17 protein-coding genes are annotated in these 25540 nt (G+C 53.1%); 1 reads left to right on the forward strand and 16 read right to left on the reverse strand.

Annotated elements, in window-relative coordinates:
• Positions 1-107: 107 nt before the first annotated feature.
• From DQG23_RS05750 to DQG23_RS05795, 10 genes are all read right to left on the reverse strand, one after another.
• Positions 108-1118, reverse strand: coding sequence for a Gfo/Idh/MocA family protein (locus tag DQG23_RS05750; protein ID WP_113029850.1), 1011 nt, complete (start codon positions 1116-1118; stop codon positions 108-110).
• The gene (locus DQG23_RS05755) at positions 1115-2116 is read right to left on the reverse strand and encodes a DUF4432 family protein (RefSeq protein WP_113029851.1); all 1002 of its coding nucleotides are present in this window, start codon (positions 2114-2116) and stop codon (positions 1115-1117) included. The genes DQG23_RS05750 and DQG23_RS05755 overlap by 4 nt, the downstream gene beginning before the upstream one ends.
• A gap of 83 nt (positions 2117-2199) precedes the next feature.
• Positions 2200-2973 (reverse strand): HpcH/HpaI aldolase family protein, encoded by a 774-nt coding sequence (locus DQG23_RS05760; protein ID WP_113029852.1) that lies wholly within the window; start codon positions 2971-2973, stop codon positions 2200-2202.
• A gap of 36 nt (positions 2974-3009) precedes the next feature.
• Positions 3010-3900, reverse strand: coding sequence for an acetamidase/formamidase family protein (locus DQG23_RS05765; RefSeq protein WP_158560321.1), 891 nt, complete (start codon positions 3898-3900; stop codon positions 3010-3012).
• Positions 3901-3997: 97 nt separating this feature from the next.
• Positions 3998-4225, reverse strand: a complete 228-nt coding sequence (locus DQG23_RS05770; RefSeq protein WP_113029854.1) for a hypothetical protein — start codon at positions 4223-4225, stop codon at positions 3998-4000.
• Positions 4222-6588 (reverse strand): AraC family transcriptional regulator, encoded by a 2367-nt coding sequence (locus DQG23_RS05775; protein ID WP_113029855.1) that lies wholly within the window; start codon positions 6586-6588, stop codon positions 4222-4224. The genes DQG23_RS05770 and DQG23_RS05775 overlap by 4 nt, the downstream gene beginning before the upstream one ends.
• A gap of 80 nt (positions 6589-6668) precedes the next feature.
• Positions 6669-8156, reverse strand: coding sequence for a glycoside hydrolase family protein (locus DQG23_RS05780; RefSeq protein WP_113029856.1), 1488 nt, complete (start codon positions 8154-8156; stop codon positions 6669-6671).
• A 26-nt stretch (positions 8157-8182) separates the two neighbouring features.
• Positions 8183-9121 (reverse strand): carbohydrate ABC transporter permease, encoded by a 939-nt coding sequence (locus DQG23_RS05785; RefSeq protein WP_238177765.1) that lies wholly within the window; start codon positions 9119-9121, stop codon positions 8183-8185.
• Entirely contained in the window at positions 9118-10020 is a 903-nt protein-coding gene (locus DQG23_RS05790; protein ID WP_113029857.1) for an ABC transporter permease, read from the reverse strand. Before DQG23_RS05790 ends, DQG23_RS05785 begins: the two co-directional genes overlap by 4 nt.
• Before the next feature lie 26 nt (positions 10021-10046).
• Positions 10047-11588: an extracellular solute-binding protein gene (locus DQG23_RS05795; protein WP_113029858.1), complete on the reverse strand. Its 1542-nt coding sequence runs from the start codon at positions 11586-11588 to the stop codon at positions 10047-10049.
• Positions 11589-11960: 372 nt separating this feature from the next.
• Here DQG23_RS05795 and DQG23_RS05800 point away from each other — a divergent pair, with 372 nt between their 5' ends.
• Positions 11961-13466, forward strand: a complete 1506-nt coding sequence (locus DQG23_RS05800) for a glycosyl hydrolase family 28-related protein (protein ID WP_113029859.1) — start codon at positions 11961-11963, stop codon at positions 13464-13466.
• A gap of 194 nt (positions 13467-13660) precedes the next feature.
• Here DQG23_RS05800 and DQG23_RS05805 read toward each other — a convergent pair whose 3' ends face one another.
• The 6 genes from DQG23_RS05805 to DQG23_RS05830 all read right to left on the reverse strand — a co-directional run bounded on the left by DQG23_RS05805 (position 13661) and on the right by DQG23_RS05830 (position 25309).
• Positions 13661-14608, reverse strand: coding sequence for a carbon-nitrogen hydrolase family protein (locus tag DQG23_RS05805; RefSeq protein WP_158560322.1), 948 nt, complete (start codon positions 14606-14608; stop codon positions 13661-13663).
• A 183-nt stretch (positions 14609-14791) separates the two neighbouring features.
• On the reverse strand, positions 14792-18691 hold the full coding sequence (locus tag DQG23_RS05810) for a DUF4838 domain-containing protein (protein WP_158560323.1): 3900 nt from the start codon (positions 18689-18691) through the stop codon (positions 14792-14794).
• Between the two features lie 303 nt (positions 18692-18994).
• Positions 18995-19186, reverse strand: a complete 192-nt coding sequence (locus DQG23_RS05815; RefSeq protein WP_113029862.1) for a hypothetical protein — start codon at positions 19184-19186, stop codon at positions 18995-18997.
• A 335-nt stretch (positions 19187-19521) separates the two neighbouring features.
• Positions 19522-20481 (reverse strand): alpha/beta fold hydrolase, encoded by a 960-nt coding sequence (locus tag DQG23_RS05820; protein ID WP_113029863.1) that lies wholly within the window; start codon positions 20479-20481, stop codon positions 19522-19524.
• Between the two features lie 115 nt (positions 20482-20596).
• Positions 20597-22993, reverse strand: a complete 2397-nt coding sequence (locus DQG23_RS05825) for a DUF4838 domain-containing protein (protein WP_113029864.1) — start codon at positions 22991-22993, stop codon at positions 20597-20599.
• A gap of 42 nt (positions 22994-23035) precedes the next feature.
• The gene (locus DQG23_RS05830) at positions 23036-25309 is read right to left on the reverse strand and encodes a helix-turn-helix domain-containing protein (protein WP_158560324.1); all 2274 of its coding nucleotides are present in this window, start codon (positions 25307-25309) and stop codon (positions 23036-23038) included.
• Between the last annotated feature and the right edge of the window lie 231 nt (positions 25310-25540).

The following is a 25540-nucleotide window of genomic DNA, read 5'->3' on the forward strand; positions in this document are numbered from 1 at the left end:
AATATGCTCAACATCCCCGCGCATAGGCGGCATTGAGCCCATACGATCGATACTCCGGCAGCTAACCGAAATTGTTACATGATATCCCCCTTCAAGGACATTTGGAATCAGCCTTCACCATTTGTTTCTTGCAGACTTGCCGCTTCATAAACGGCGTCGAGCGTGCGCTGCAGCTCCTGCTGGCCGTCCATCGCCTCGCTCCAGCGGCAACGATTGTTCATCAGCTCGGCGAAGCCGTCGATTTCTTTGGCATACAAATTTCCGGCCTCATATTGGATCTCTTCCGCGGCGACCGTCCCGGTTCGCTTGAGCCGGAGCGTACCTCGCTCCTCCTGTCCGAGCGTCCCTCCCGCAAGGAGTGCTCCCTCCGTGCCGTATACGTCGAAACGAGTTTCGGCAACGTCTTCCGGTATGTTAAAATGCATCGACAGCAGAGCATGGCCGCCTCCCTCCAGCTCCGCGAGCACCGATGCGCTATCTTCCACCTCGTAGGTAAACGTCATAGTGTCCATAAATGCCGCGACTCGCTTAATCTTACGACCGGACACGAACTGAACGAGATCAAGACAATGTGGACCCAAGTCCATAAAGACGCCGCCGCCACCGATCTCCTTTCTTTGACGCCATGCACCCGCCATTTCCGGATAACGAAAACAAAACGACATCCGAATCGACACGACGTCGCCGATTACGCCGGCCCTCACCGCATCGCGCATCTTTCGGTGCAGCGCATGGTAACGCATCATGAGCGCCCCATCGAAAAATACGCCTGCGTTTTCACAGGCTTCCCGAATCGCCTCCAACTCGCCGAGATTCATCCCGATCGGCTTTTCGATCAGCATCGGTTTGCCGGCTGCTGCGCATGCAAGCGCGTGCTCCAAATGGAATTTCACCGGAGAGGCGATATAAACGGCATCGAGATTTCCGCTGTCCCGCAGCATCTCGCTCACCGAGACATACCCCTGCGCCATTGGAAACCGCGCTTGCACCTCCGCCAGCTTCCGTTCGTCGGTTCTCATGACGGCTGCAACCGTTGAGCTGCCCGACGCCAGCATGCCCGGTATCGTCCGATTGACGGCAATGCCGCCTGCGCCGATAACCCCCCATCTTATTTTCATCGGAGCAGCTCTCCTTCTTGCGTCACGCCCGCAATAGGCGATTCGATGGTATGAATGACAGCCGTCAGCCAGGCTTCCGCGCTTTCCCCCGGCTGCAAAAACGGAGCTTCACCCGCCGCGACGGCCTGCTCCAATATCGGGACGTTGGACCTTTGAGGCTCTAAAGCCAACCCGCGTACGTTTCCATGAAAAGGAGAAGTCTTCTCCGCGAAGTTTTCTTGCCAGAGCCATAGATACGGAAACGCTCCCCCGTCCCAGCACAGGCCGATGCCAACCTGCCGCTTCTCGTTATACACGCTGTACCAGTGACCGCCGAGCTGATCGATAAAAACCATCTCGCTGCACGGAACGGCCGGGAATTGCGACATGTCGATCCGCCCTCCGTCCTTGCCGGGCATGTCACGCAGCGTACCCGCCGCCTCCGGGATAAGCCTGCTTGCTGCCGGATTGTATTCCGGCCGTTTGTACACCCGGCATGACGGAAGATCGATCCGGCAGTGTTCGTCGACGAACGACCCGCCGAACGTCACATGATGCCCCCACAGATAGGGCTGAGGATCCGTTCCGATATTCGTCACCTTCTCGCTAATGAACAGGCAAGGTCGATCCCGGCGGATCTCGACCGTCTTTTCCAGTCGGTACGGAAGAACGCCGCTCTCCGTTTGCAGCCTCAAGACAATTCGTTCGGGCGTATGAACGGCAATCTCATACGTCCACGGCCTGTGCTGAACATCCCCATGTTTGGGGACGGAAATCCCGTTATAGAGGCATGCTTTTCCCGCATTCGGAAACAGTTCGTACCAACCGCCGACATCGTAATGCAGAGGTCCCTTCGGATCTTGGTACAGAAATTCGGTACCCGTCCATTTATCCGTCCATTCATATAGATGTGCGCCTTTCCCGGCACAAATGCCGACGCGAATCGTATCGTTCTCAAGCGTAAGCAGCGGAACTTGTTCCCTTTCGGATAAGGTCATTCGGCAGCCGCCGTACAGCATGAGGATTCCCCCTTTTTATGATTTGCCGACCGGCAATTACAACAGACCGCTTTCACGGCCCGCAGCATCCGGCTGAATCTTCGTCAATCCACTTTGTCGACCATGTCGCAAAGCCGGTTGTAGCCATCCAGCAGACACCCGAGGTCGCTGCCGGACCAAATGATGTTCATCCCTTGAGCGCGCCAATGGCGCATATCGGCTTCACCGCCCATAAACATGCCGCATGAAACGCGATGCCGATCGCATATGCGAATAATGTCCATAACGGTCTCGCGGAAGCGCGGATGATCGAACTGCCCGGGAATGCCAAGCGATACCGACATATCGTACGGCCCGACGATCGCGCCCGCCACTTCCCCAGTCTCCAGCATCTTATCCAGTGACTCGGCGGCTTGCGGCGATTCCACCTGAATGAGAATCTGCTTTTCCTTATTGTAGCGGGCAATCTTCTCCTGCAGATCGTCCACTGCGAAATCATAGCCGCCGACGCCCTTTTTCCCGCGAGGGGGCAGCCGAACCATGTCGATCACCTGCTCCAGCTGCTCCAGCCGTTCAATACGCGGAATCAAGACACCGTCGGCACCCAGATCAAGCACCTTGGACACCTGATGATACGCGATATCCGTAACCCGCACGAAGGCCGTCAGTCCGGTCATATTCGCCGTACGGAGCAATGCCTCAAGCTCGCTCCAGTCGTAATGATTATGCTCCAGCTCAAAAATGGCAAAGTCAAGCTTACGTTTGGCCAGCAGCGGGACGATTCCCGTCCATGTGATGCAGGATATCATCGTGCCGAACAGCTTTTCCCGACGCTTCAGCTTCTCCGCCGTAAGGCTTGCATTCCTTTGTTCTGTCATGCTGTTCCCTCATTCCTTTCCGTTTGCATCCGCAAGCTACCCTCGCGTCAAGTAACGCTTATTTACCTTGCACACAAATGCGTAGCTCGGGGCAATGTAACGCGTACAGCGCCCTTCCACAATCGCGCCTAGCAAAATATACGCTTCCCTTTCGGTAAAGCCGTGTTCCTCCGTGAGCCAGACCAGCATATGGCGAAAAGCGGTCTCAAACGCTTGCTTTTCGAACGGCGAGCACGCTACGGTCATGATATAGTCGTCGTTCTCGATGCGGGGGCCTTCGATCGGCTTGAACCCTTTCTCCACCTCCACCGTCAGCGTCACCTCGCTGCGCACCTCGACGGCGGAAGCCTCCCCATCGGACTGGCGGGCATGAACGTCTCCCACATTCAGCAGCGCGCCTTCGACGAACACTGGAAACCGGATAACCGCTCCTTCCGTCACTTCCTGCACATCCATATTGCCGCCGTAATGACCGCCCTCGATATGCGTTTCGACCCGGTCGGCCAGCGTTGTACCGAGCGTGCCGATCATCGGCTGCACCGGAACGCGAACGTCCGGAAACAGCTCAATCCAGTCTTCCCTGATTTTGACCGTATGCGCGAAAATATCGCCGAATATCGGCTTCGAAATAGCCGGAAAAATGCTTTCGTCTGTCTCAATCGCCATATACCCGACGCGATTCGGAACGATTTTCCCGATTCTCACCGAAATCGTATCGCCCGGCTCTGCGCCTTCCACGGCGATGCAGACGCATGGATTCGCCCCAAGCGTCTTTTCCGGGCTCCACAAATCGCGTTCGCTGTGCAGCCAATCCCCTGTCGCGAGCTCCGTCTCGACAACGAACGTTTCGCCGGAAGCGACGATGGCGCTGGGGCGGTTAGTCTTGTCATTGTTCATGTACAACGTTGATCGGTCTATACGTTTCATCCTGTCTCCCCCATTCATTGGTGATATGGTATTACCAATATAGTAGCAACTCGTTCTCCAGTGCCGCAATAATAAAGTCATGATATGAATAATACTCTTATGATGTTTCCGCTGCGCGAATTTGCGCTTTCACCACGTTTTCGGCGGGTATCGGCAACCAGAAAAGCCCTGTGTACGTTCCTCCCGCAAGCAAGGGAATGACCCGCGATTCGGCAATATTCCCCAGCTCCCCCAGGTAACATTCCCAGTTCCAATCGGCGCAGCAGGAACGGAAGAACCTTCCAGTCAACGAAAAGGCGGCTTTCCGAAAGCCGCCTTCCGTCATTTCGCCCGCTTCTCCCCGCTTTCGCTCTGCGCCTGACGGTACTTGCTCGGCGTCGTCCCGTACCATTTGCGAAACACTTTTATGAAATAATAAGTGTTATTATAGCCGACGGCCTCGCTGATATCGTCAAGCTTCATTTCTGTCGTCACGAGCAGCCTTTCGGCATGGGCGATCCTTTTCTCCGTCACGTAGTCGGTAAAGCTCCGGCCGATGCCGTTCTTGAGCAAGCGGCTGACATAGGACGGATTGAAGCCGGCAAAGTCGGCCACGTCGACCAGCGATATGTCCCGTGTGTAATGCTCGTCGATGAACGCGACGATCTTCTGCACGTCCTTGCTTTGCTTGGTCGTTTTCTCTACCGAAACATAGCGAATGATGTCGCTGACCAACGATGACAGCGTATCGAATAAACTATCCTTGTTCGTTTTGTGGAGCAGCTTCTCGTACCAATCCGTATCCGACTCGAATATGTCGTCGGTATCGATGCCGAGCACGTCAATCGTTTTGATGATGCTGCTGAGCAGCATTTGGACGGTCTGCTGCAGCCTCGTATGGCTCAGGGCGTGCTTAGGATCCGTGAACTCACCCACCATCGTCCGCAAAATGGATGCCGCCGAGTCGTAATCGCCGGTAATGATGCAATTGTTTAACGCCTTTTCCTTCTCTACCGGGTAGCTGTAGCTGTTCTTGCTCGAAATCCGCAAATCGTCGAACAAAATGATTTGGTCGTTCCCGTATGCCAGCCGGTATTTGATCGCCTCGACGGCCTCATTGTAAGCTTTATTTAAATTCACGATATCCTCGCAATAGCTGCCAACCCCAATCGTCAGGGACAACCCGCTTTCCCTTGTCATCGTTTCTTTGGCATCCTGCAGCTTGGCGAGACACTCGTTCCATCCGGCGCGCTGTACGTTAACGACGAAGCATAGCCGATCGTCGATTTCGGTGCTGAAGCCAAGGTAGCCGGCAAACGCTTCTTCCAACTGGTCCTGGACATACAGACTCTGCACCCGCTTCTCTTTAAAAGATGGCGTCCTGCCGGCTTTCTGGGGATTCTCGGCTTGCACGGAGACAAGGACCAGATCGCATTGCGGAATATGCAGACCGAGATCCCGCAGCTTCGTTTCAATTTCCCCTTTGCCGTACAACCCGTATTTGATCAGTTCGTGCTTGAACATCGTCTGCAGCGTCGGCAAGTGATCGTTGAATTTGTTTTGCAGGTAGAATTTCTCATTGTACATAGTTTCGAAATTGCTCTCGATAAACCCGATATCGTCATAAACCTTGTTCGTCTCCGCGAATGCCGACCTCTGCTTAATCGCTTGGATCAGCTTGCGTACCGGAGAATAAAGGCGCCTGGAAACATAGGGCGAGAGTCCGGCGATAACGAGCAGAAGCAGCACGCAAGTAAGCCCAATCAGATTCGTAGACCGCTGTACGTTGCCGTAATACGCCTGCAAATCTTTCAGGCTTACGAACGTCCACCCCAGCTTGTCGGAATGGACCCAGGTAAGCAGGGAGTTGCCGCCGTACACGATAGAGCCCGGATCCCCGCGTATGACCCGTACGACGCCGTCCAAGTCGACGTTCGGGTTCGGCCCCGTGCTGCTGACGATCACATTGCCGTCCTTCGAGAACAGGTAGTAGCCGTCGCGTCCGGCCGACATCGTCCGGATCGTGCTCGTATACAGCTCATTGATGTTCACGTTGACGATAAACGCGTTGTTTTTGTTGAACGTGCGGTAAATGAGCGTCACCACGTTTTTGGCCATGCCGTCCTCGTTCACGGTACGCAGGTCCATACGCGTAAACATGTCGCTCCCGTTTTTGACCGGCTCGAGCCAGGCCAAATCGTGAAACTTCTGCTTGGCGTACTGCAGCCCGTCGGACGTCAGGATCATGTCTTTCTCGTCGTCGTAATAGTAAATATCGTCGATGTATTTATTGTTCATGCGGAGCGAAGACATCATTTTGATCATGTTTTTCTTGAAAAACAAGTACTCGTTCAGACCGTTCAAGTCCTGATTGAACTTATTGACGGACATGCTCTCGTAAGAAACGGCATTAAAGACATCCTCGTAGTCCTTGGTCGTGCTGCTGGCCGTCAAATAGCTTGCTTGATAAAAGATTTGGTTAATGATGATTTCGAACGCTTCCTTGGAATTGTCCAGCACATGCCGGCTCCAAGCGTGCATCTCGTTCTCCAGCGCTTTCTTCACGTTATAGTAGGACAACGTGCCGAGCACGAGAATCGGTAAAATCGCCGCCAATGCGATGTAAAAGGTGAGGGTTCGGTAGAAGCTCCTTCGCGGCCTCCGCATGCGGTCCTTCAGCTTCGGTTTCTCCGTTATCGCGATCGCCATCGCCCCCCTTTTCCTTCGTCTGAAAATCGTCCGTTTCTCAGGAAAGCCATCTCGATGGTAGCGTTTACATTCCGAAGTTGTCAACCGAATTTCACTTCTAGGTTGATCCGCTGAACGATGGCCGGCGCGAACGCCTTCAAATGCCGGTTGCGGTTGGCGAGCCGGATCGATACTTCATTGACCGGTATGATACGGGATCGGTCGAGCTCCCATACGAGCCAGTCCTGCGCAAACTCGCCCTCCACGGACTCCCGGAGCGGAGCGGCAAGCGTCATTCCGTTAAAGCCGAACCGCAGATCGTCGTCTTCCGTTACATCTTTGATCCATATTTTCAAACGTATACGGACATTCGTTTCCGGCGGCAGGCCCGCCAACCCCTTACCCGCCCTTATCGGAATGAGAAGCGGCTCCCGCTCCGTCTCTCCCAGCGTAATCGGAAGATGAAGGTTGTACCGCCATTCTTCGCGGGTAAGGATATAATCATAGTCCATATCGACGATATACGTTTTGTCGAGCCCCTTCAGCGTTTCCAGGCTTCCGATTTGTTTGACCAGCTCCGCGCGACGGGCCGGCGTCGGGTACATATTAAACGCATAGATGCCGTCCGGCTCCTCCGCAAGCAAGGCTTCCGCCACGCCGCGCATCACGTTATCGTTCGACGCGATACGTTCGTAGTCGCCGTACAGGCAAGGATAGAAAGAAACGCCCGTTCCATGCAGCAGCTGCTTATACCCCTTCGTATCGATGTTGAGACCGCCGGTACCGGCGATTACATGATCGATGAGACCGCGCTTCGCCCACGTTTCCACATCGAAGCCTGCCATCCGCGAGCCGATCGCAGTCGTGCATACGCGAACGGCCAGCTCGATGTAGACACCCCGGGTCCCGCCAATCTCGTCCAGCATGCCGCGCACCTCGGACACAAAGTCGGTCATCATGTACGCGCTCCCGAGCCCCTTATCCCAGTGGAAATAAAAGGGGCTTCGCATGAAATCAAGTTCCAGCCCGTCGAAAGCGTAATTCTCCATCGCCTCCCGGATGATGCTCAGCCTGAAATCGCGAACGTCCTTGACCGTATAATCCAGCGCCGTCGTAATGGCGGTATTTCCATGGAAGTCGGGGAACAGCTCCTTCGGATGCAGCCACTCCGGATGCTCCGCCTTAAACCGCGGCATGAAATCGATGCAATCCGGCCAATGGTCGTGAATATCGTTCAGCCGGTACGAGAAAAACACGTCCAGCTTCCGCTCCCTCGCCCCGCGAGTGACGATTTCCAGCGGATCGAGCCCATTGTCGAGAAAATGCTTCACATTCGCATACCGTTTATACGAGCTGACGCCGTTAAACCGGAACCCCCGGTTTTCACCGGCCAGCGGCAGTACCTCGCTCCGATATTCGGCAAAGTTGCCGACCCCCTGCATATAGCAGATCGTGTCCACTCCGCTCCCCTCAAGCGGTCCGAACACCTGCTCGAGCAGGTCCCGTTCCGTCGGGCGTTCCTTCAGCATCGCCAGACAATCCGAGCCGTCCCAGTTGAATAAATAAGATCTCCGCTTCGCCTTCCTCATCCGTTCTCCTCCTTCCCCGCTTTCGCTCAGCCTTTCACCGATCCGATCATGACGCCCTTGACAAAATATTTCTGGATATACGGATACACGAGCAGAATCGGCAAGGTAGAAATGACGATAATGGCAGATCGGAACGCGATCGTCGGCGGTTTTTTGATCGACGTGTCGATGACTGTCATACTAAGCCCGACCTTATCCCCAGACAGGTGAATGATGGCGTCGCGGAGAATGATCTGCAGCGGCATTTTATTGTAATCGTTTATGAAAATGGCGGCGTCGAACCATGCATTCCAATGCGCCACTCCATAAAAAAGGCCGATCGTCGCAAGCGACGGCAGAGACAGCGGTACGACGATGCGAAGTAGAATTTGCAGCGGATTAGCGCCGTCTATGCAGGCGGATTCCTCAAGGCTGTCGGGCATTTGCGTGAAAAAGGTTTTCATCAGAATGAAATTGTAGGCGTTGATCAAATTCGGAATCATAAGCGCCCATATCGTATTGGTCAGCCCAAGCGCTTTTACCACCATATAAGTCGGGATCAGCCCTCCGCTGAACACCATCGTGATAAAGATGAACGAAATGAACGCGTTTCGCCCAGCCAGCTTTTTTTTGGAGAGACCATACGCAAGTGCGGTCGTAAATGCCAGATTGAGAAACGTGCCCACCACCACGCGTATGGCTGTAACCAAATAGCCGGAGTAAATCATCGAGCCTTTACTCAAAATCATCCGGTAAGCGGATAAGTCGATGTCGTTCGGAACAAGCCGGAACGTGCCGTATTTCAGCACATCCGCCTGCGTCATCAGCGAGGTCGATACAATCATGACGAAAGGCAGCAAGAAGGCCAGACTGAGCGAGCCGAGCAGCAAATAGTTCAATATGGTAAACGTTCGGCCCGGATTGCTGAGCGCATCACGGCTCGCCGTGCTTCCGGCCTTCCTTCCTCTCATTCGCAGCAGTTTCACCATATGCCCTCCTGTCCCGACTTTTTCGCCAAATAATTGGCCCCTAGCAGCATAACCGCCGAGAACGCGGCTTTGAATAAGCCGACAGCCGTCGTATAAGAATATTTCATGCCGACCAGTCCTTCGCGGTAAACGAACGTATCAAGCACATCGGAAACATCGTAAGTGGAAGGCGAGTAGGTCAGCAGGATAAGCTCGAAATTGACGTTCAGCACATTCCCGAGCCGGAAAATCAGCATGATTGTGATGACCGGAAGAATACCGGGCAGCGTAACGTACAGCATTTGTTTGAATTTGCCGGCCCCGTCGATTACGGCCGCCTCGTATTGCTGCGGATCAATCGTCGTCATCGCTGCAAGGAAAATGATGCTTTCCCAACCGATCTGCTGCCAAATTTGCGTGCAAACGACGATAATCCGGTAATACCGCTGCTCCCCCATAAATAATATTGGCTCTGTGCCGAACCATCCGAGCGCTTCGTTCAATAGTCCGCCGTCGGTCGACAGTAAAAACTGCAAGATCCCGACGACAACGACCATCGATAAAAAATGCGGCAAATACGAAATCGTTTGAATCGCTTTTTTGAACCTCCGGTGCCTCACTTCGTTCAACAGCAAGGCTAGCACGATCGGCGCCGGAAACCCGAACACAAGGTTATAAAAGCTTAGCAGCAACGTATTGCCCATTACCTGGCTGAACGAATACGAGCTAAAAAAATCTTGGAAGTGTTTCAGCCCGACCCATTCGGACGTAAACATGCCGCTTATGCCTTGAAACGGGCTGTACTCCTTAAAGGCGATAATGACGCCGAACATCGGCACGTAATAAAAAACGAGGTAGTAGGCGATGCCCGGCAGCACAAGTGCGTAAAGAAGCGGGTGCTTTCGCAGTGCGTTCATAAGTATGGTCCTCTCTTGCCTCTCCGCTATTTTTGTTGTTCCTTGTACTGCTTGGTCCTCTCCTCAGCCATTTTGTCGAGCCCAAGCTTCTTGAGTTCAGTCAAAAAGGTATCCCATTTGCTCATCGGCTCCTGGCCGGTAATGAATTTGACCAGCCACCGGTCCCGCAGCTTGTCGATGTCGCTGGCCGAGGGAACTGTGGCGTTGATCTTCGCTTCGTCGTAAATGGCCCCATAGTCGGCAGGCTTCTTCAGCTGAATGCTCGAATCCGCCGTGAAGGCGAAGAAATCGGACCAAATCCGGCCGGAAATCGTTTTATCCGATGATCCTAAAGTAATGGCTCCTTGAACGAGACTGTAGATTCCGGAATATTGCTTCTCCGCACCGGCTGTACGCTCAATGATCCCCTTGTCCTTGTCCGCCCATTTCCAATGTTTGTTTTCGAGGCCGAAATCGATGATGTTGCGGTTGGTCCGGTTTGAAATGCCCCAGTTGAAAAACTTGATGGCCGCTTCCGCATTTTTGCTTTTTACCGAGAACGCGATTCCTTGCCTCACGGGAAGTCGAAGGGAATACGCGCTGCCGGCTGGACCTTCGAACGATTTCATAAACTTGTAGTTGGCATTCGGATTTTCGCTCATCAGCTTATCGATGCCCGTAAGGCCGACGGAAACCCATGTCCCGAGCACGCCCACCCGGTTTTGCGAAACGAGGTCGTTGACCGCATTGATTTCTTGGGTAAACGCTTCCTTCCATATATATCCTTTGGCGTACCACTCGGCCATTTTGGCAATGTAGCTCTTATAAGCAGGGTCCAGGATAGCGGGCTTCACCGAGCCGTCGGCGTCGATCCAGTTGTGGTCCCCGTATTTCGTCCAAAGCCCCATAAACGCCCTGTCCATCTGCTGAAAGCTGAGATGGGTAACGAGCGGGATGACGTTCTTGCCGAATTTATCGGTCGTTTTGAATGCCTCGAGCACCGCCTCGAACTCTTCGAGCGTAGTTGGCTCCTTCAGTCCCAAAGCCTCCAGCCAATCCGTACGGATGCGCGGCGCATTGCCGATCGGCGTGTTGGCAAAAGGAATCGCGTAGATGTTGCCGGTTTTCTTGTCGGTAACCGCATCCCATTCTTCCTTCGTATAGTTTTTGACAAGCTCCGGCGCGTTTTTGAGCAGATCGTTGATGGGACGGATCATCCCTTTTTTCTGAAACTCCGTCCAATCGCTGACGATAAACGCATCCAGCTGCTCATTGGAGGCCAGCATAATGTTCAGCTTCTCCTCGTAGGTGCCGGCAGGCGGTTTAATCATGACCGGTTCGACGTTCGTTTCCTTAACGATCGTTTCCAGAACGGCTTTATCGTCGGGCAGCTCGGTGCCCGCCTCCACTTTGGTAAGAATATACGCTTTCGCCGGCGCAGCCGGCTTATCGGTGTTTGCGGGCTTCGCGTCCGGCGTTTGCGCAGACGGAGCGCCGCTCGGTTTATCGGTCGCTTGATCAATCGAACAGGCGGCAGCCGTAACCAGCAGCGGCACCGTTAAAAGTGTTGCCAACTTTCTTTTCAACATGCTTATCTCCCCCTCGGTCTTCTTATTGTAAACCCTTTCATTTACCTATAGAATACGTTGTTGTCATTTACCTTTTCCCCAGCAACGTATTTTTGGGTATCGACGCCCGGCGCTCGACCTTGCCTCGATACGGCGCTGTGATGTGAAGCCGTCCTCCTTTCGCCGCTTGCTGATTCGGATTATAGCTGGCGGATTCCCCGCATTTCTATAGTAAATCGATGCTGTGAATAATACTTTTCCGCAATTGAGGATCCGGAACGGCCCCGGTGCAACAAAGTATTACGAAAGCGGTAAAGCTACTATATGTTGTCGTTCTCCTTCATTTTACAATAAGCGTGTTGGACAATCCCCAATTCATGGAGGCGATTCGCGATGAACGACAACCACCCGCATCCTCATCGAAAGCATCGGACAGAGAACGAAAGACCAATCAAAGGCAGCGAGCAGGAGCAAACGCATCTCCCGGATGAGAACAGCGGGGCGATTAGCCGCAGGAAGCTGCTTGCTTCTCTCGGAGCAGCCGGACTTGCTCTGGCCGCCGGCGGAGCGCTCCCCTTCGGAACGGAAACGGCTGAAGCCGCTCCCACGATTACCGTGTACAACGTGAGGGACTATGGGGCAGCGGGAGACGGTATGACGGACGATACGAATGCGATCAATCAGGCGATAGCTGCCGCTTATTCGGCGGGCGGCGGCGTCGTGTACATTCCGCAGGGCGTCTATCTCGTCGATCCTTCTCCAGGCAACGGCATTGTGCTCAAAAAGGGAATATGGCTGCTTGGCGCAGGGGAGGATGTTTCGGTGTTTACCGCCAAGCCGACCGGAGGGAGCGTCATTCGCCGCGATTTTAACCCATCCGGACCGAACGACTATTTGCAGGATCTGTTTATCGGCCATTTGGCGATCGTGCTGAATCACCCGGCTGCGGCATCGCCAAGCAATTACGTGCAAATCGGCTTCGATTTTCGCAACATTACGCGCAGCACCCTTTTCGAATGTTATGTCGGGAACTACATTCGCGGCGGGGTAAGCAAAACAGAAGGGGTCTGGGAGGATATGGCGCAGGGTTACGGCATCGTCTTCGGCAATGTATCGTCCGGCTCAGCCGCTTATGCCGGAGGCGAAGTAAATACGGCCGTTCGCTGTGCGGTATGGGGCGCAAAAAAAGCGATCGTTCTCGATGATTCCTCCTTGTCGCCGACTTCAGCGGCCCATGCGACTACCGTGCAAAACTGCGACGTGCAAATATGCGAGCTCGGCATCGGCTCGGAATCACGCTACACCGCTGGGCTGACATTCGAAAACAATATCGTGCAGACGGTCATTCGCGCGAGAGGAAGCAGCAGCGCAACCTGTTGCTATCGCATCGACGGTTATGGCTCTAAGGCAGAAGGCGGATATATTGAGGCTACAACGGCGGATCATGTGATCTATTTAGGCGGCAATTCTACACGTAATTGGGTAGAGCTCGGATACTATTCCTCAAACGGAGCCATTACCGATCTTGGGACAAATAACCGGATTCAATACTTGAACGAGTCGGACGGGCGGTTAATCGATTCGTTTAACCGTACCGCCCGCAGCAAAGCGTGGGTCACGTTCAACAGCGGCGGCACCATCCAAGGGGGAAGCGGAGTTGCGAGCGTTACGCGCATCGGTGCGGGCGATTTCCAGATCAACTGGTCGGTCGCTTATCCTACAGCTAGCTATGCTGTATCCTTCTCCAACAATGTTGACGCCTCCGGCAATGCGGGCCTGGTTACCGTCAGAAGCCAATCCGCCTCGAACGTACGTATCCATACCTACAAAATCTTAAACGGCGGGGCTGTCACGCAGATCGATTTCCAAGCGGTAACCGTAATCGCGGAATTATTCTGATAGAAGGCCGTTGTCCTTAACCCATTCAGCCTGCAAGAAAATAGCCCTCCATTTTTGCGCTTGCGCAAAACGGGGGGCGTTTTGATCAGAGTTAATATAAAAACTTCGAAACATAAACGGATCGCAGCAAATGGGGGACCTACGATTCCCATTCGCCAAGCGAGTAAAATTCACCGGACAACAAGCAAACCGCTTTAAGGCTCGATATTACCCGGCAAGCATTGAAATTCAAGCGAACGCTTTAAGTAATCGCTGAAGGTTTCCAGCTCGTATTCCTGTACTAGCTGCTGGACCGTTAGCGACTCCGATTCGCTCGATATTTGGACCGCTCCGACATAACCCGGCTCGACAATGCGCACCTGTTCCCCATACTTCTCTTTCATGGCGGTGAGTTTTTCCCAATGACCGTTGAGGTGGCAGAGCACGTAATCCAAATTGACCTTTTCCGTGAAGCTGTCAAAATAGTTCGTATTCGTCCGGAGCACTTGACCGAGCGGGGAAATGAGCTGACTCGGGTAGGACTGGCTGATCGCGCTGACGAAAAACGATCCGCATGAATACGCCCAGTACTGCTGCATCAGCCCGCCATGATACATGGAGACGAAAACGAGCAAATCCGGCTTTGCCTTCACGTACATTTCCCTCAAACGGTCGAAATTCAGATCGAAGCAAATGACGAATGCCACCGTTCCGAAATCGCACTGCAAAACCGGCGCGTCTTTGCCGCCTAATACCCCATCGACCGAAATTTCGATATCGACCGGATGATTCTTGTTATAGATCCCGACGATCTCTCCGTCTCTGCCGATCAATTCCACCGAATTCCGCCAGGTTCCGTCTTCAACCTGCCGCAGACGAGGATAAGCGATGTAACAGCTGTGCTTTTTGGCCGTTTCGCGCATCATCGTCAAAATGGAGTCCCCGCGGCATGCGTAAAACGCTTTGAGCCGTTCCCCCGTGAAACTGCGCGGCATATCGCACACCTCGGGAAGCACGATCAGATCGGGGCGGTCGGGCAAAACCCGGCTCAGCTTGCCGCGCAAATGCTCCTTCATTGCTTCAACGGCCTCGCGCATATCCAGACTCGGGTCGATTTCCTTGTAGTCGCAGCCGATCGAGCTGATTTTCGCAAATCTCGACATGAAAATTCCTCCTTCGAAACGTTCCCGGTTCAGTCCCATTCCCAAACTCGGAGGGCGTCCCTTCGTCAACCATGCCGGACACCCTCCATTTCCATCTTAATACCGCGTGTTAATAAAAACTACTCTTTTCAAGAAATGCGAAGGTTGGATGAGTCCGAATAAAGGGATCGGTTTAAATCCCCTCTAGTACTGATATATCTCCACATCGTCAACATAAATCGTGCTTTCCGCAGGCAGTCCTTCAACAAGCACGACAAGCTGCGCGTAATCAATTTCGAAGCCGTTTACGGTCTCCGGTATTTCGCCAAAAAGATCAATCGCTTCCCAGCCTTCACCTGCATAGTCCGCCAAACGCTTGGATTCGGAGCGTAAGGCGAAGAAAACGGTCGTCTCGTTTTTCAGGCGGTAGTGGAAAATCAATTGGAGCGTGCCGTTCGCCGTCACTGTATTTTCCGGTACTTTAAAGAAAAGCCTTCCCGCGAGCGGCCCGGGTTTGGTCGTCAAATTTTGCAAGACGCCCCCCATGCTGCCGCCGCCTGCAAGCTGAATGCCTACACCGGCTTGACCGGAATACACATGCTCCGTAACGGTGCTCTGCTTCGCGACGGTGAGCCATTCCGCCCAACCATTCGGCAGCTGATTCGTTGCCGTTTCAAATGAACCGTTCACGGTAAGGGAAGGCGGCCCGGCAAGGACCTTCTCCAGCGTCTGGGCGATTTGCTTCGTTCTTGGATCCGCGCTTTCCGTATAGCCATGAAGCCTGTCGCTAATCGGCCCTCCTGAAGGCTCATGCCGTTTTACGTAATCGACTATATTCCAGAATTGACCGGCAAGATTCGGGGTCCCGCTCCACGTAAGCCCGAAAATGCGCGGGTCGAGGGGATGCAGCAGAACAGGATCGTTCTTAAAGGATTCAAGCAGCTGTATGCGTTTCTCGGTCCACTCGCTTCCGGCATCTTCATCGCTGAATAGCTGCTCGATCGCTAGGTTAATATCCCCGCCCGAGCCGGAATTTGCTTTGGAATACATATAACTGACGGCCGAGGCCTCGTAGTATTCGAATGCCCGCAGTAACAGCGAGGCACGCGCTTTTTGCTTATCCGTCACGGCCTTGGCCAGCGCCGACTCCAGCAGCTGCCTGCTGACCGTCATATCCTCCATGGTGACTAAATCGAGATAGATCGGGTCGGAGAACATTAAATAGATGCTATTTTTATACTTCTGGAACCATGCCGAGTTCGGGATACGTTGTGTCCAAAACTCCTCCCAATGCGCATAATATGCGGCCAAATCGGGCGCAGCTTCCGGACCTACCGCTCTTTCGTACCATTCCTGCAGGAGCGTATCGACATCCTGATCCGGATTCCATTGCAGCTTGGCGGACAGCCATGCTTTCGGACCTTCTCCCCAGTTCGGGTAAATTTCCGCGTACTGCACCGATACGCCCATTTGCTTCGCTTTCGCGTAGTTGTCCGCCATAAGATGAGGATAAATCCGCGGTACGGCATATGGGGTTCCATAAATGTAATCGTACCATCCCGTGCTCGTTGCAACCTCGCTCCACTGTTCCATCAACTGATCGTCAGCCGCTTCCACCTGCGGATCGAGCCAAGCCATCCGGTCTTTCGTCAGAACGGGCACGACGCGTGGATTCAGCGCGAATGACGGAGGATCGATGACATTCTCATAGGCCAGCACGCCGAACCATTTGTTAGGAAACACCTCTAATACTTCTTCGGCCACCTGGTTAACCCAGTTGTAGTAAATGTCCGACATGTCGTGAAACCCTTTGGAATTGACTTTCCCCGTATACATCGGGTGATTCGGGTTCTCTTCGCAGAAGCCGCCCGAATCGTTCACGCCGAGCGAATAGCTGACTTGATCCGGGTTGTCCGTGAAAAACTTGACGATCGTCTTCACGGCTTCCGTCACCGTAGCGGGCTCGGAGAAGCAAGGCTGCCATCCGGAAATATCCTGGGCTGACGGAATGAACCTTTGTCCGTTAATGATCGGATAAAACTCCGGATTGCTCGTTCCGTATTTCGCTCCCGGAAACATCAAATACATATTGTGATAGGCGTTAAAACGCCAAGGCAGACGATTTTCCCGCGCCCATTCAAACTGAACGGGACCTGTTTGATTGGTAGGCATCGTCATCGGACTTAAGATCCTGGACATAAAAGCCGGCTCCTGTTTTACTGTCCCGCCGGGCACTAGAATCGAGGACTTTTGCGGAACATCCGCTCCATCCGGTCCCGGCAGCAGCCAGCGTACCCCGACGTAACGCTCGATAAACTCATATACGCCGTGTTCCGTCCCTGCAGATGTTTTCCCGGCAATCGCCATTCCGCCGTTACCAGCTTCGATAATAAAGCCTTCATCGTCCATCGACGGCAAAGCGCTTCGCGAGCTCGCACTTAACTGAGCGGTGATGCCTACATAGATAGGCAATTTATCGCTTATGTTACTGCTCATCCATGCGAACTCATCCATGATCGGCAGCCTCGCTCCGGTTGATTGCTCCACATAGCCGGCAATTTTGGCGGCGGCTTGTATAACACGCAAATCGGCATTGGCGGCGTGCACGATGACCGCTTGGCCGGTACCTTCATTTACAACCGCATAGGTTGTCGGCTCAGGTGTCGGTGTTGCTGTAGGTGTTGATGTCGGCGTCGATGTCGGTGTCGGTGTAGTCGTTGGTGTCACTGTCGGTGTAGGCGTCGACGACGTTGATTCCGACGCCGGCGATGCTGTCGACACGGGCAGCTGTACGGTACCCGACTGCTCAAGCTTAGCCGGCGGCTTCACGAACGAAGATTGCTTCGCCTTCGTTCCCAAGATGGCAAAAAGAATAGAGCCTGCTCCCGTCGTCTTAATTGCGGCTTCCAATTCAAGCCGGGTGATGACGGCTCCTTCCCCGATATTGGCGATTACGCCTAACGCACTCTCGTATACACGAAGCTGCTTAATGGCCCCCTTCATAAAATCGACGGTAACACCGCCGGCGTAAACGCTTACAGTTTGGAAAGAGCCGAGCAGCTTCACGATCGATCCGTCAGGCAGCTCCTCGCCGATCACAACCTCGGCAAATCCGCTTCCTTCCAATATTGCCGGAGTCAGAAGCGTAACGGAGGACAGCATGCTCGTACCCGACGCATGGATGCGCACTGTGTTGTTTTTGTTGTTCACAACCACGGTAAGAAGAATGGAGTCGACTGCATGAACGCTGTTGGCCCCTCCGCCCTCTATGATCGTTTTTCCCTTTACCGTAACGTTGTTCAACGTCACGTCCCCTTCGCCGATCCCTTCGCCCAGCAGCAAGTCGCCGTTAATATGCATGTTCTGCAAAGTGACGCCCGGCACGGCTACAACCACATTTTTGCCAACTGACTGCATGCCTGCGGCAGGACCATATGTACCGGGCTTGTCGTAAACATCCTGTCCCCTGGCAGCTTTAGCGCGGTTTGCGATAACAACGGCTTCCGCGAGGCTGATCGGGTTTTTCGGCCTGAAGGAACGGTCTTCGTACCCGCTCATCACGTTCGCAGCGACGATCGCGTCGACCCCGTCCATGCTCCACGAAGCGATTTCGCCGGCATCCTTGAAACTTCTCGCGCCGCCTCCGCCGGAAGGTGCAGCCAGTTGAACGATCCGGTTCAGCATAACGGCCGCTTCTTCGCGGCTGACCTGCTTATCGATACCGATTGTGAGGTCTTCATAGCCCCGGATATAGGCAGCCTTGACAGCTCGGGCCGCTTCCGTATACGCCAAGTCGCCCGCTTGCAAATCCTTGAAATCGATGGACGCTTCTTCCGTAAAGCCGAAGGAGCGGTTGACGATTGCCATAAATTCGCCTCTCGTAATCGTACGGTCAGGCAGAATCGAGCCGGAACCATCTCCTTGAATGACCCCATTGTCAATCGCTTGAAGCAGCTCCTCGCTCGCCCAATGCCCGGCAATTTCCTCGTAGCTTCCGTTCGTTTTCGCCGGATTTGCAGCGGCGGCATTCCCCGCAGCCGTACTGAACAGCATGCAGATCATCAGCAGCAGCGGTATGAATCTTTGACGTTTGAAACCTGCCATTCTTTCACCTCCATGTTTTTTGAACCGCATTCCGGACGGCTGTCGCCGAATAAGCGGCCTGGGTTCATCATAGAAACCGGAGACACCGAACGCCATATGCCATTTTGCATAACGTGTTCCATTTTGCATGACATGAAAAATGGAATACGAGGATAAACGGCTTCGCCGTCCTGAACGCTTTCGAAGAAAGCGACTTCGTAAGCATAAACTGGGACGCGCGCGTTTTGAGAAAACCGCCTTGCGGCGGCTTTCGTGTTCGATATACGTTAGTACTTTGACATTTACCGGTCTTCCAACCGGTATTCATACCGCTTGCTCCTCCTCACTCGTCGCTTGCATGCGCTGCAGTCCGATTTTGCCCACTTGGAATCGAGTACGGCTTCCTTTCCCCGCCTGTAGTCCGAAAACGCCTGCTTGCAGCGGGTATTTTGCTTGGCATACCGGCGAATCCGTTCTCCAAGTCGGCAAAATCGGACTCCAGCGTGAGGCGAACATCAATTCCTTCCTCCAAGCAGAAGATTTCGGACTACAGCATATCGAGGAGCCTTAATGGCAGCGTAAGGATAAACGGCTTCGCCGTCCTAAACGCTTTCGAAGAAAGCGACTTCGTAAACATAAGCTGGGACGCGCGCGTTTACCGTTGATATATAAGCATTTAAAGATAAACGTCTACATCATCCTATAAGGACAGGCACGTTTATCGCTTGTTAGACGAAACGTATGCGCTGATATTTTGAGTAACGCCTATAAGTTGAAGCAATCTAACGATAGTCGTTCACAGATGGCGACTTACATCCCCATAGCTGAAGCAAGGGGCTTTACGCCGCAACTTACAAACCAAGCATAAACTGCACCGTCTTGTCCCCGAAGCCCGGCAAAATCTCATGCCCGTAGTCCGGGTAAAGCTCCAGCGTTTTAGGCGCCGTAATCTTATTGAACGGAGCGAATTGCGTGGACGGCGGGCAGACGGTATCCATCAGTCCTACGCCCATCATCGTTTCTCCTCGTATTCGCCCTGCCAGATGCTGGACGTCGATATAGCCGAGCTTCGTGAAAATTTCTTTTTCTCTTGCATGTTGAGGATCGTGATGCCGGAAGAATAGCTTAAGCTCCTCGTAAGCATCCTTCGCCAAATCCATTTCGTACACTCTTTGATAGTCGCTAAGGAACGGAACCATTAACGCAAGCCGTTTAATCCTCGGCTCCAGCGCCGCACAGGCCAGCGTCAGCCCGCCGCCTTGCGACACGCCCATTGCCCCGACCCGATCCGGGTCCACCTCCGGCAAATTCATTACGATACCGGCCAATTGAGCCGTATCCAGGAAAATATGGCGAAACAACAGGTTATCCGGGTGATCGTCCAAGCCGCGTATAATATGCCCTTTCTGGGTTGTCCCTTTCACGCCTCCGGTATCCTCGGATAATCCGCCCTGCCCCCTGCAATCCATCGCCACAACCGAGAACCCCAAAAGCGCATAAATCAATTTATCCGACCAGTCCCCGGCATTTACGGAATAACCGTGAAACTGCACGATGGCCGGGTGAGGCTCCGCCACATGCTTAGGCCGGACATATTTGGCGTGGATGCGCGCTCCGCGAACGCCTGTAAAATATAAATCGAAGCATTCGGCAAAAGGAACCTGAAATTCGCTTTTCACGAGCTCAAGCTGTCCGTCCGTCGCCTTCATTTCCGCTAAAGCACGTTCCCAATAAGAATCAAAGTCGTCCGGACGCGGATTCGTTCCTTCATACTTCTTCAAGCTTTCCAAAGGCATATCGATCAATGGCATTTCATCTCTTCCTCTCAACGAATCTGATTATTGCACCGCCCGAAGCTCTCAGCGGCTGCGCTTTGCAGGATGACGGCGGCCTGCCGCATCCGGTCGCTTCCGACCGCTTTCCCCGCTAATAGACCTCCAACCGGCCAAGCTTAATGGATTGTCCAGGCGCAAAATTGCCCGTTTTCACGACGACCTGCATTTGCGTCACGCTCGCCAAGTCTGCGGACTGGGATGCGTCCTCAAGAATATCAAGCGAAGACCAACCTCCTGCGGCAGCCGCTAAAGACAAAACGGCGGAGCGCAGTTCAAATACGGCTTCGCCTTGCGAATCCAGTCCGCGCAATAGGAGCTCAACCGTCCCCTTCGTCGTCCCTTCAGGCGCATAACATGCAACTCGTCCCGCAAATAATCCCTTGCCGAGAGTCACTGCTTCGTCTGCCGACATCGTTCGCCCCCTGCCAAGCGTCAATGCTGCGCCGGCCAAAACTGTGCCTGCATCCGCAGCGTCGTTCTCCGCCTTGCTTGCCTCCACTTGACGTTCCTCGCCGAAAGACAGCAGTGGTATGGAGCCGCTCGCCGCATTTCGGAGAAGCTGCGCATATTCCTGCATGTTGCCGGATGCTTCGTCTTCAGCCAGCTCCTTGACCCGTTCGCGAACCGGTCCGCCGGCTTGCTCCCGCTCTCTCAAATAATCCGCCAGACGCCAAAACTGCGAGGAATTCCACCCGCTCCAAATACGAAGTCCGTAAGCCAGACAGCCGTAAATATCGATGGGATGCTTCAAAATCGGATCGATTTGCAGCTTCTCGGCAATTTTCACCCGCTCCTGCGCCCGCTCGACTCTTTTGACGATACTACCGTCTTGCAGCATCGAAAGCGCAGTCCGGGCATCCGTCACGGGTTGTGCGGTACGCGGGTAACTGAGCACGCTCGCTTCATAATAGCCGAATGCGTCTAACAGCAATTGCGCGCGTCTTTTTTGCTTGTCCGTAGCCGCATGCTCGACCGTACGCTCCAGCAGCTTTCTGCATGCCGACATCTCTTCGTCGCTTATGAGATCCAAATACTGCGGATCGTTGAACAAAAGGTAGATCAGCTCCTTGCCTTTGCGGAACCACGCCGAATCCCGGATGCGCACGGTCCAGAACTTTTCCCAGTGCTCGAAATAGGCCGCCAAATACGGAGCCGCTTCATGTCCGACCGCACGTTCGCACCATTCTCCAAGCAGCACGTCGACATCTGCATGCGGATCCCAGAGCAGCTTGGCGGTAACCCAAGGCTTCGGGCCTTCTCCCCAATTCGGATACAACTCTGCATACTGCACCGCGACACCGTGTTCAAGTGCATAGCGATAGTTGTCCGCCGCTTGGTGCAAATACATACGGGGAACCATATAAGGATTTCCGTAAATGTAATCGTACCAGCCGGTTGACGAAGCCGTCCGCTCCCAATCCTGAAGCAGCTCCCGGTCGGCGGCGGCCACCTCCGGATCGATCCAGGACATCCTGTCTTTCGTAATAACAGGGATTACGCGCGGATTTAGCGGGAAAGAAGGCGGATCGATGACGTTTTCGTACGCAAGCAGCCCGAACCATTTATCCGGATGAACCTTAAGCACGCCCTCCGCTACTTGATTCACCCAGCTGTAGTACGTATCCGACATATCGACGAAGCCTTTGGAATTCAACTTGCTCCTAAAGTTCGGATGACCCGGAGCCTCTTCGCAGTAGCCGCTCGAATCGTTGATGCCAAGCGAATAACAGGTTTGCTGTGGATTTTCGTCGAAATAATTCACGATCGAATCGATCGCAAGCCGCACGGTTGCCGGATTCGAGAAGTCGGGCTGCCATTCGTAATTGATTTGAGCCGGCGGAATGTACCGCTTGCCGCCGCGCATCGGGTAAAACTCCGGATGCGTATGCCCATACTTGTCCGGCGGAAAAAGAACGAACATATTATGATGGGAATGAAAGCGGTACGGCAGCCGGTTGCGCACCGCCCACTCGTAATGAAGCGGCCCGTTCATATTGTCGGGTATTTTGAGCGGACTGAAGGTTCGGGACATAAAAGCGGGCTGCTGTACGACGGTTTCGCAAGGAATCGTAAGCGTCCCGCAGAAAGGAACGTCTTCGCCGTCTTCGCCCGGCATCAGCCAGCGGACCCCGACGTACCGCTCAAGAAATTCGCATACGCCATGCGTCGTTCCCCATGATGAACGGCCGGTTATGATCACCTGCTTGTCCAGCGCATGAATCATAAAGCCTTCGTCATCCATTTCCTTCAAGCTATGCCGCAGTTCGCCGGTAAGCGGCGATTCCTCCCCTACGGTAATCCATACATCGTATTTCGCGCGTTCCTCCGGCATTTCGTCACCGGTCAAAATCGGCATTACAGCCCCGGTCGCTTTAAAGACGTATTCCGCAAGCAGCCCTGCGGCAGCCTTTATCCGTCCGTCCGCCAAGGACGATACGTTTATTAACGCGCTGCTAAGGCCATTTGCAACTAGAGTCACATGCTGCATTTCCGATTGTCTCCCCCAATCTTATATCGTGTATCCGCAAACCTATTCCAATTTATGATTCATCCGGCGAAATGCGCCCGGCGGGATACCCGTGAACTTTTTGAACAGACGAATGAACGAATTCGCGCTTTGGAAGCCGACCTGTTCGCCTATGTCATGCACTTTCATGTTCGTCTCGAGCAGCAGCTCCTTCGCTTTGTTGACCCTCAGCTCGTTCAAATAATAGAGAAAATTCGTTTGCGTCTTTTCCTTAAAGAAGAGGGACAGGTAGCCGCTGGACAAATTGAATTTGTCCGCTACCGTTTCCAGCGATATATCCTTATGGTAATTGCGGTGAATATAGTTTAGAATCGAATCCTTCAACGGCTCCTGCACAGCCTTCTTCTCGCGGATCAAATACAGTGACGCTTCCAAAAACTCATGGAAAAAGACGAAATAGTCCTCGGCGACAGCGCATGTTTTCAGCTTCTCGTAAGGCGACTCTTTACCCGGCATGGCGTCCGCATCGATATTGGCGGCAGTCAGCGCCTTCATGACGGCGGCGATGATTTCTCTGGAAAGATGCGTAAACTGATACAGATTCGCCTCATTGCCGGCTAATTTGCGAAGCAACCGATCGACGGTTTGGATCGCCGTTTCGTTCCCCGCCTGCAAATGGGCGGCGAATTCCTGATCGAGCGAAGGAACGCGCAATACATGGGCGCTTTTCGGTACCGGCTCCACGATAAGCTGGGTGCCCGGCACCATTTTACGCAGCTGCAGCATCTCCAAGGTTTCCTCGTAGGCCGTCGTAAATTCGGTGGAATCGCGCAAGACGAGATCGGACGCGATCGTAACGAGACAATAATCCTTGTCCCGGTCGAAAATCGTTTTCAAGCCTTGAAGATTTGCCAGCAGCTCGTCTTTTTGCTCATGTCCTTTCACGAAAACCAACGATAAAATCTGATCCTTCTCAATCTGAATCGTTACGGCGTCCGGAAAATCGTCCATCAGGCTTCTTTGAATAAATTGATCCATGTAGTAAATGCCTCTCGTTTGATCCTCGGGCGAAAACTTATGGAGCTTATTCGTAAACGTCATGGAGTAGAGCACCAAATAGAACGGATTGCCCGACTCGAGCAAATCTTCCTCTACCTTGTCGTAGCTCGAATAAATTCGTTTCATCTTGTTAATGTAGTTGTATTTTTTGATGATCGAGTTTTGCCTGCTCAAATCGTTGCTGATTTCCTCGTTGATCACCATCATGTCGCCGATTTTGCCGCTGATGATATTAAATTCGTTAATGCTGCTCCCCGTTGGAAGCGCCTCGTTCGGCTTTTGGATCAGCTTGATGATTTGCTGTACCGGATGATGAAATCTCCAGCTCAGAAAAACGGAGATCGCAATGCCGACGATAACGGCCGCTCCCAGTATAACCAGCAGCACGATATTCATTTGCTGAAGCTGGGCGGTGATCGTACTGTTGGGCACGACGCTGACGTAGATCAGACCCGAATGCTTTCCTTTCGTATAAAAATGCAAATTGCTTCCTTGACTCCAGTTCCCCTCATCCGCGCTCGCAAAAGCTTGCAAATCTTTCTTTTCCGGCAATTGCGACGGATCCGTATGGAACAGAACATCGCCTTCTTCATTGACAATATAGAAATCGTCCTGGATTCCGCGATAAAAAGCTTTAAAAGTTTGGCGGGCATCCAGCAAGACGAGGAAATACATTTGAGGATTGAGGCTGTTTTTGTAAATGATCGGAAACTGCTCGCCTCTGGAAACGATCTGCTTGTCCAAGGTTCTCCGTTTAAATTCGGCGGCGGGAAACCATTTGTAGCGATACGCGTTCGAAACCTGCTCTTCCCAAAATGAGGCGGGGTAAGCGTCGCTAATTAATTCGATGCTTGTCAAATCCCCGATACTACGTATCCCCTCTTTGCTGATTGCGGTTCCCGTGTCGCCGAAATAAACGACGATATCGTCCGCGTAAAGCTGGCCGCCGCTTACATGCCGCTGGAGCTGGGACGCGAAAAGATTCAATATTTTAAAATTGCCGGCCGACCGGTCGTTCATAATCAGGCTCATTTTCTCATCGAAATAGAGCGTTGCAATGGTGGTGTCGATGAGCTCCAAATTTTTCTCGTAGCTTTCCGCGGCATACTTCAAATTGAGACTGCTGAACTTCACAATCTCTTGCTGAACCTTCTTCTTGAAGAAGGAGAAAGATAGAAACTGGAACGCCGCCAAACATACGATGACGAGCAGGAAGCTCATGATCAGCCGATTCAGCAAGGACTGTTTCCTAAAGGTTGAGAGCAGAATGTTCCACATTGGCGATCGGGCCCTCCGAGCGGTTATGGTGTTTGTCCGAACAATATAGCAGGATTTCAACGGCTTTAACATCACTTATAATTCATATTGTATTCCATTTTTCATGCCCGGCCGGTATTTATTACGATATGAAAAATTGCATCTACTATCGGCCTGCATACTGGGCTAGATTAAGAATCAGCACCGAGCCGCCGCAAGCTTACCCGGCGTGAACGTGCAACATCCAATCAA

It is taken from the genome of Paenibacillus contaminans (assembly GCF_003285015.1).
Lineage (GTDB): Bacteria > Bacillota > Bacilli > Paenibacillales > NBRC-103111 > Paenibacillus_V > Paenibacillus_V contaminans.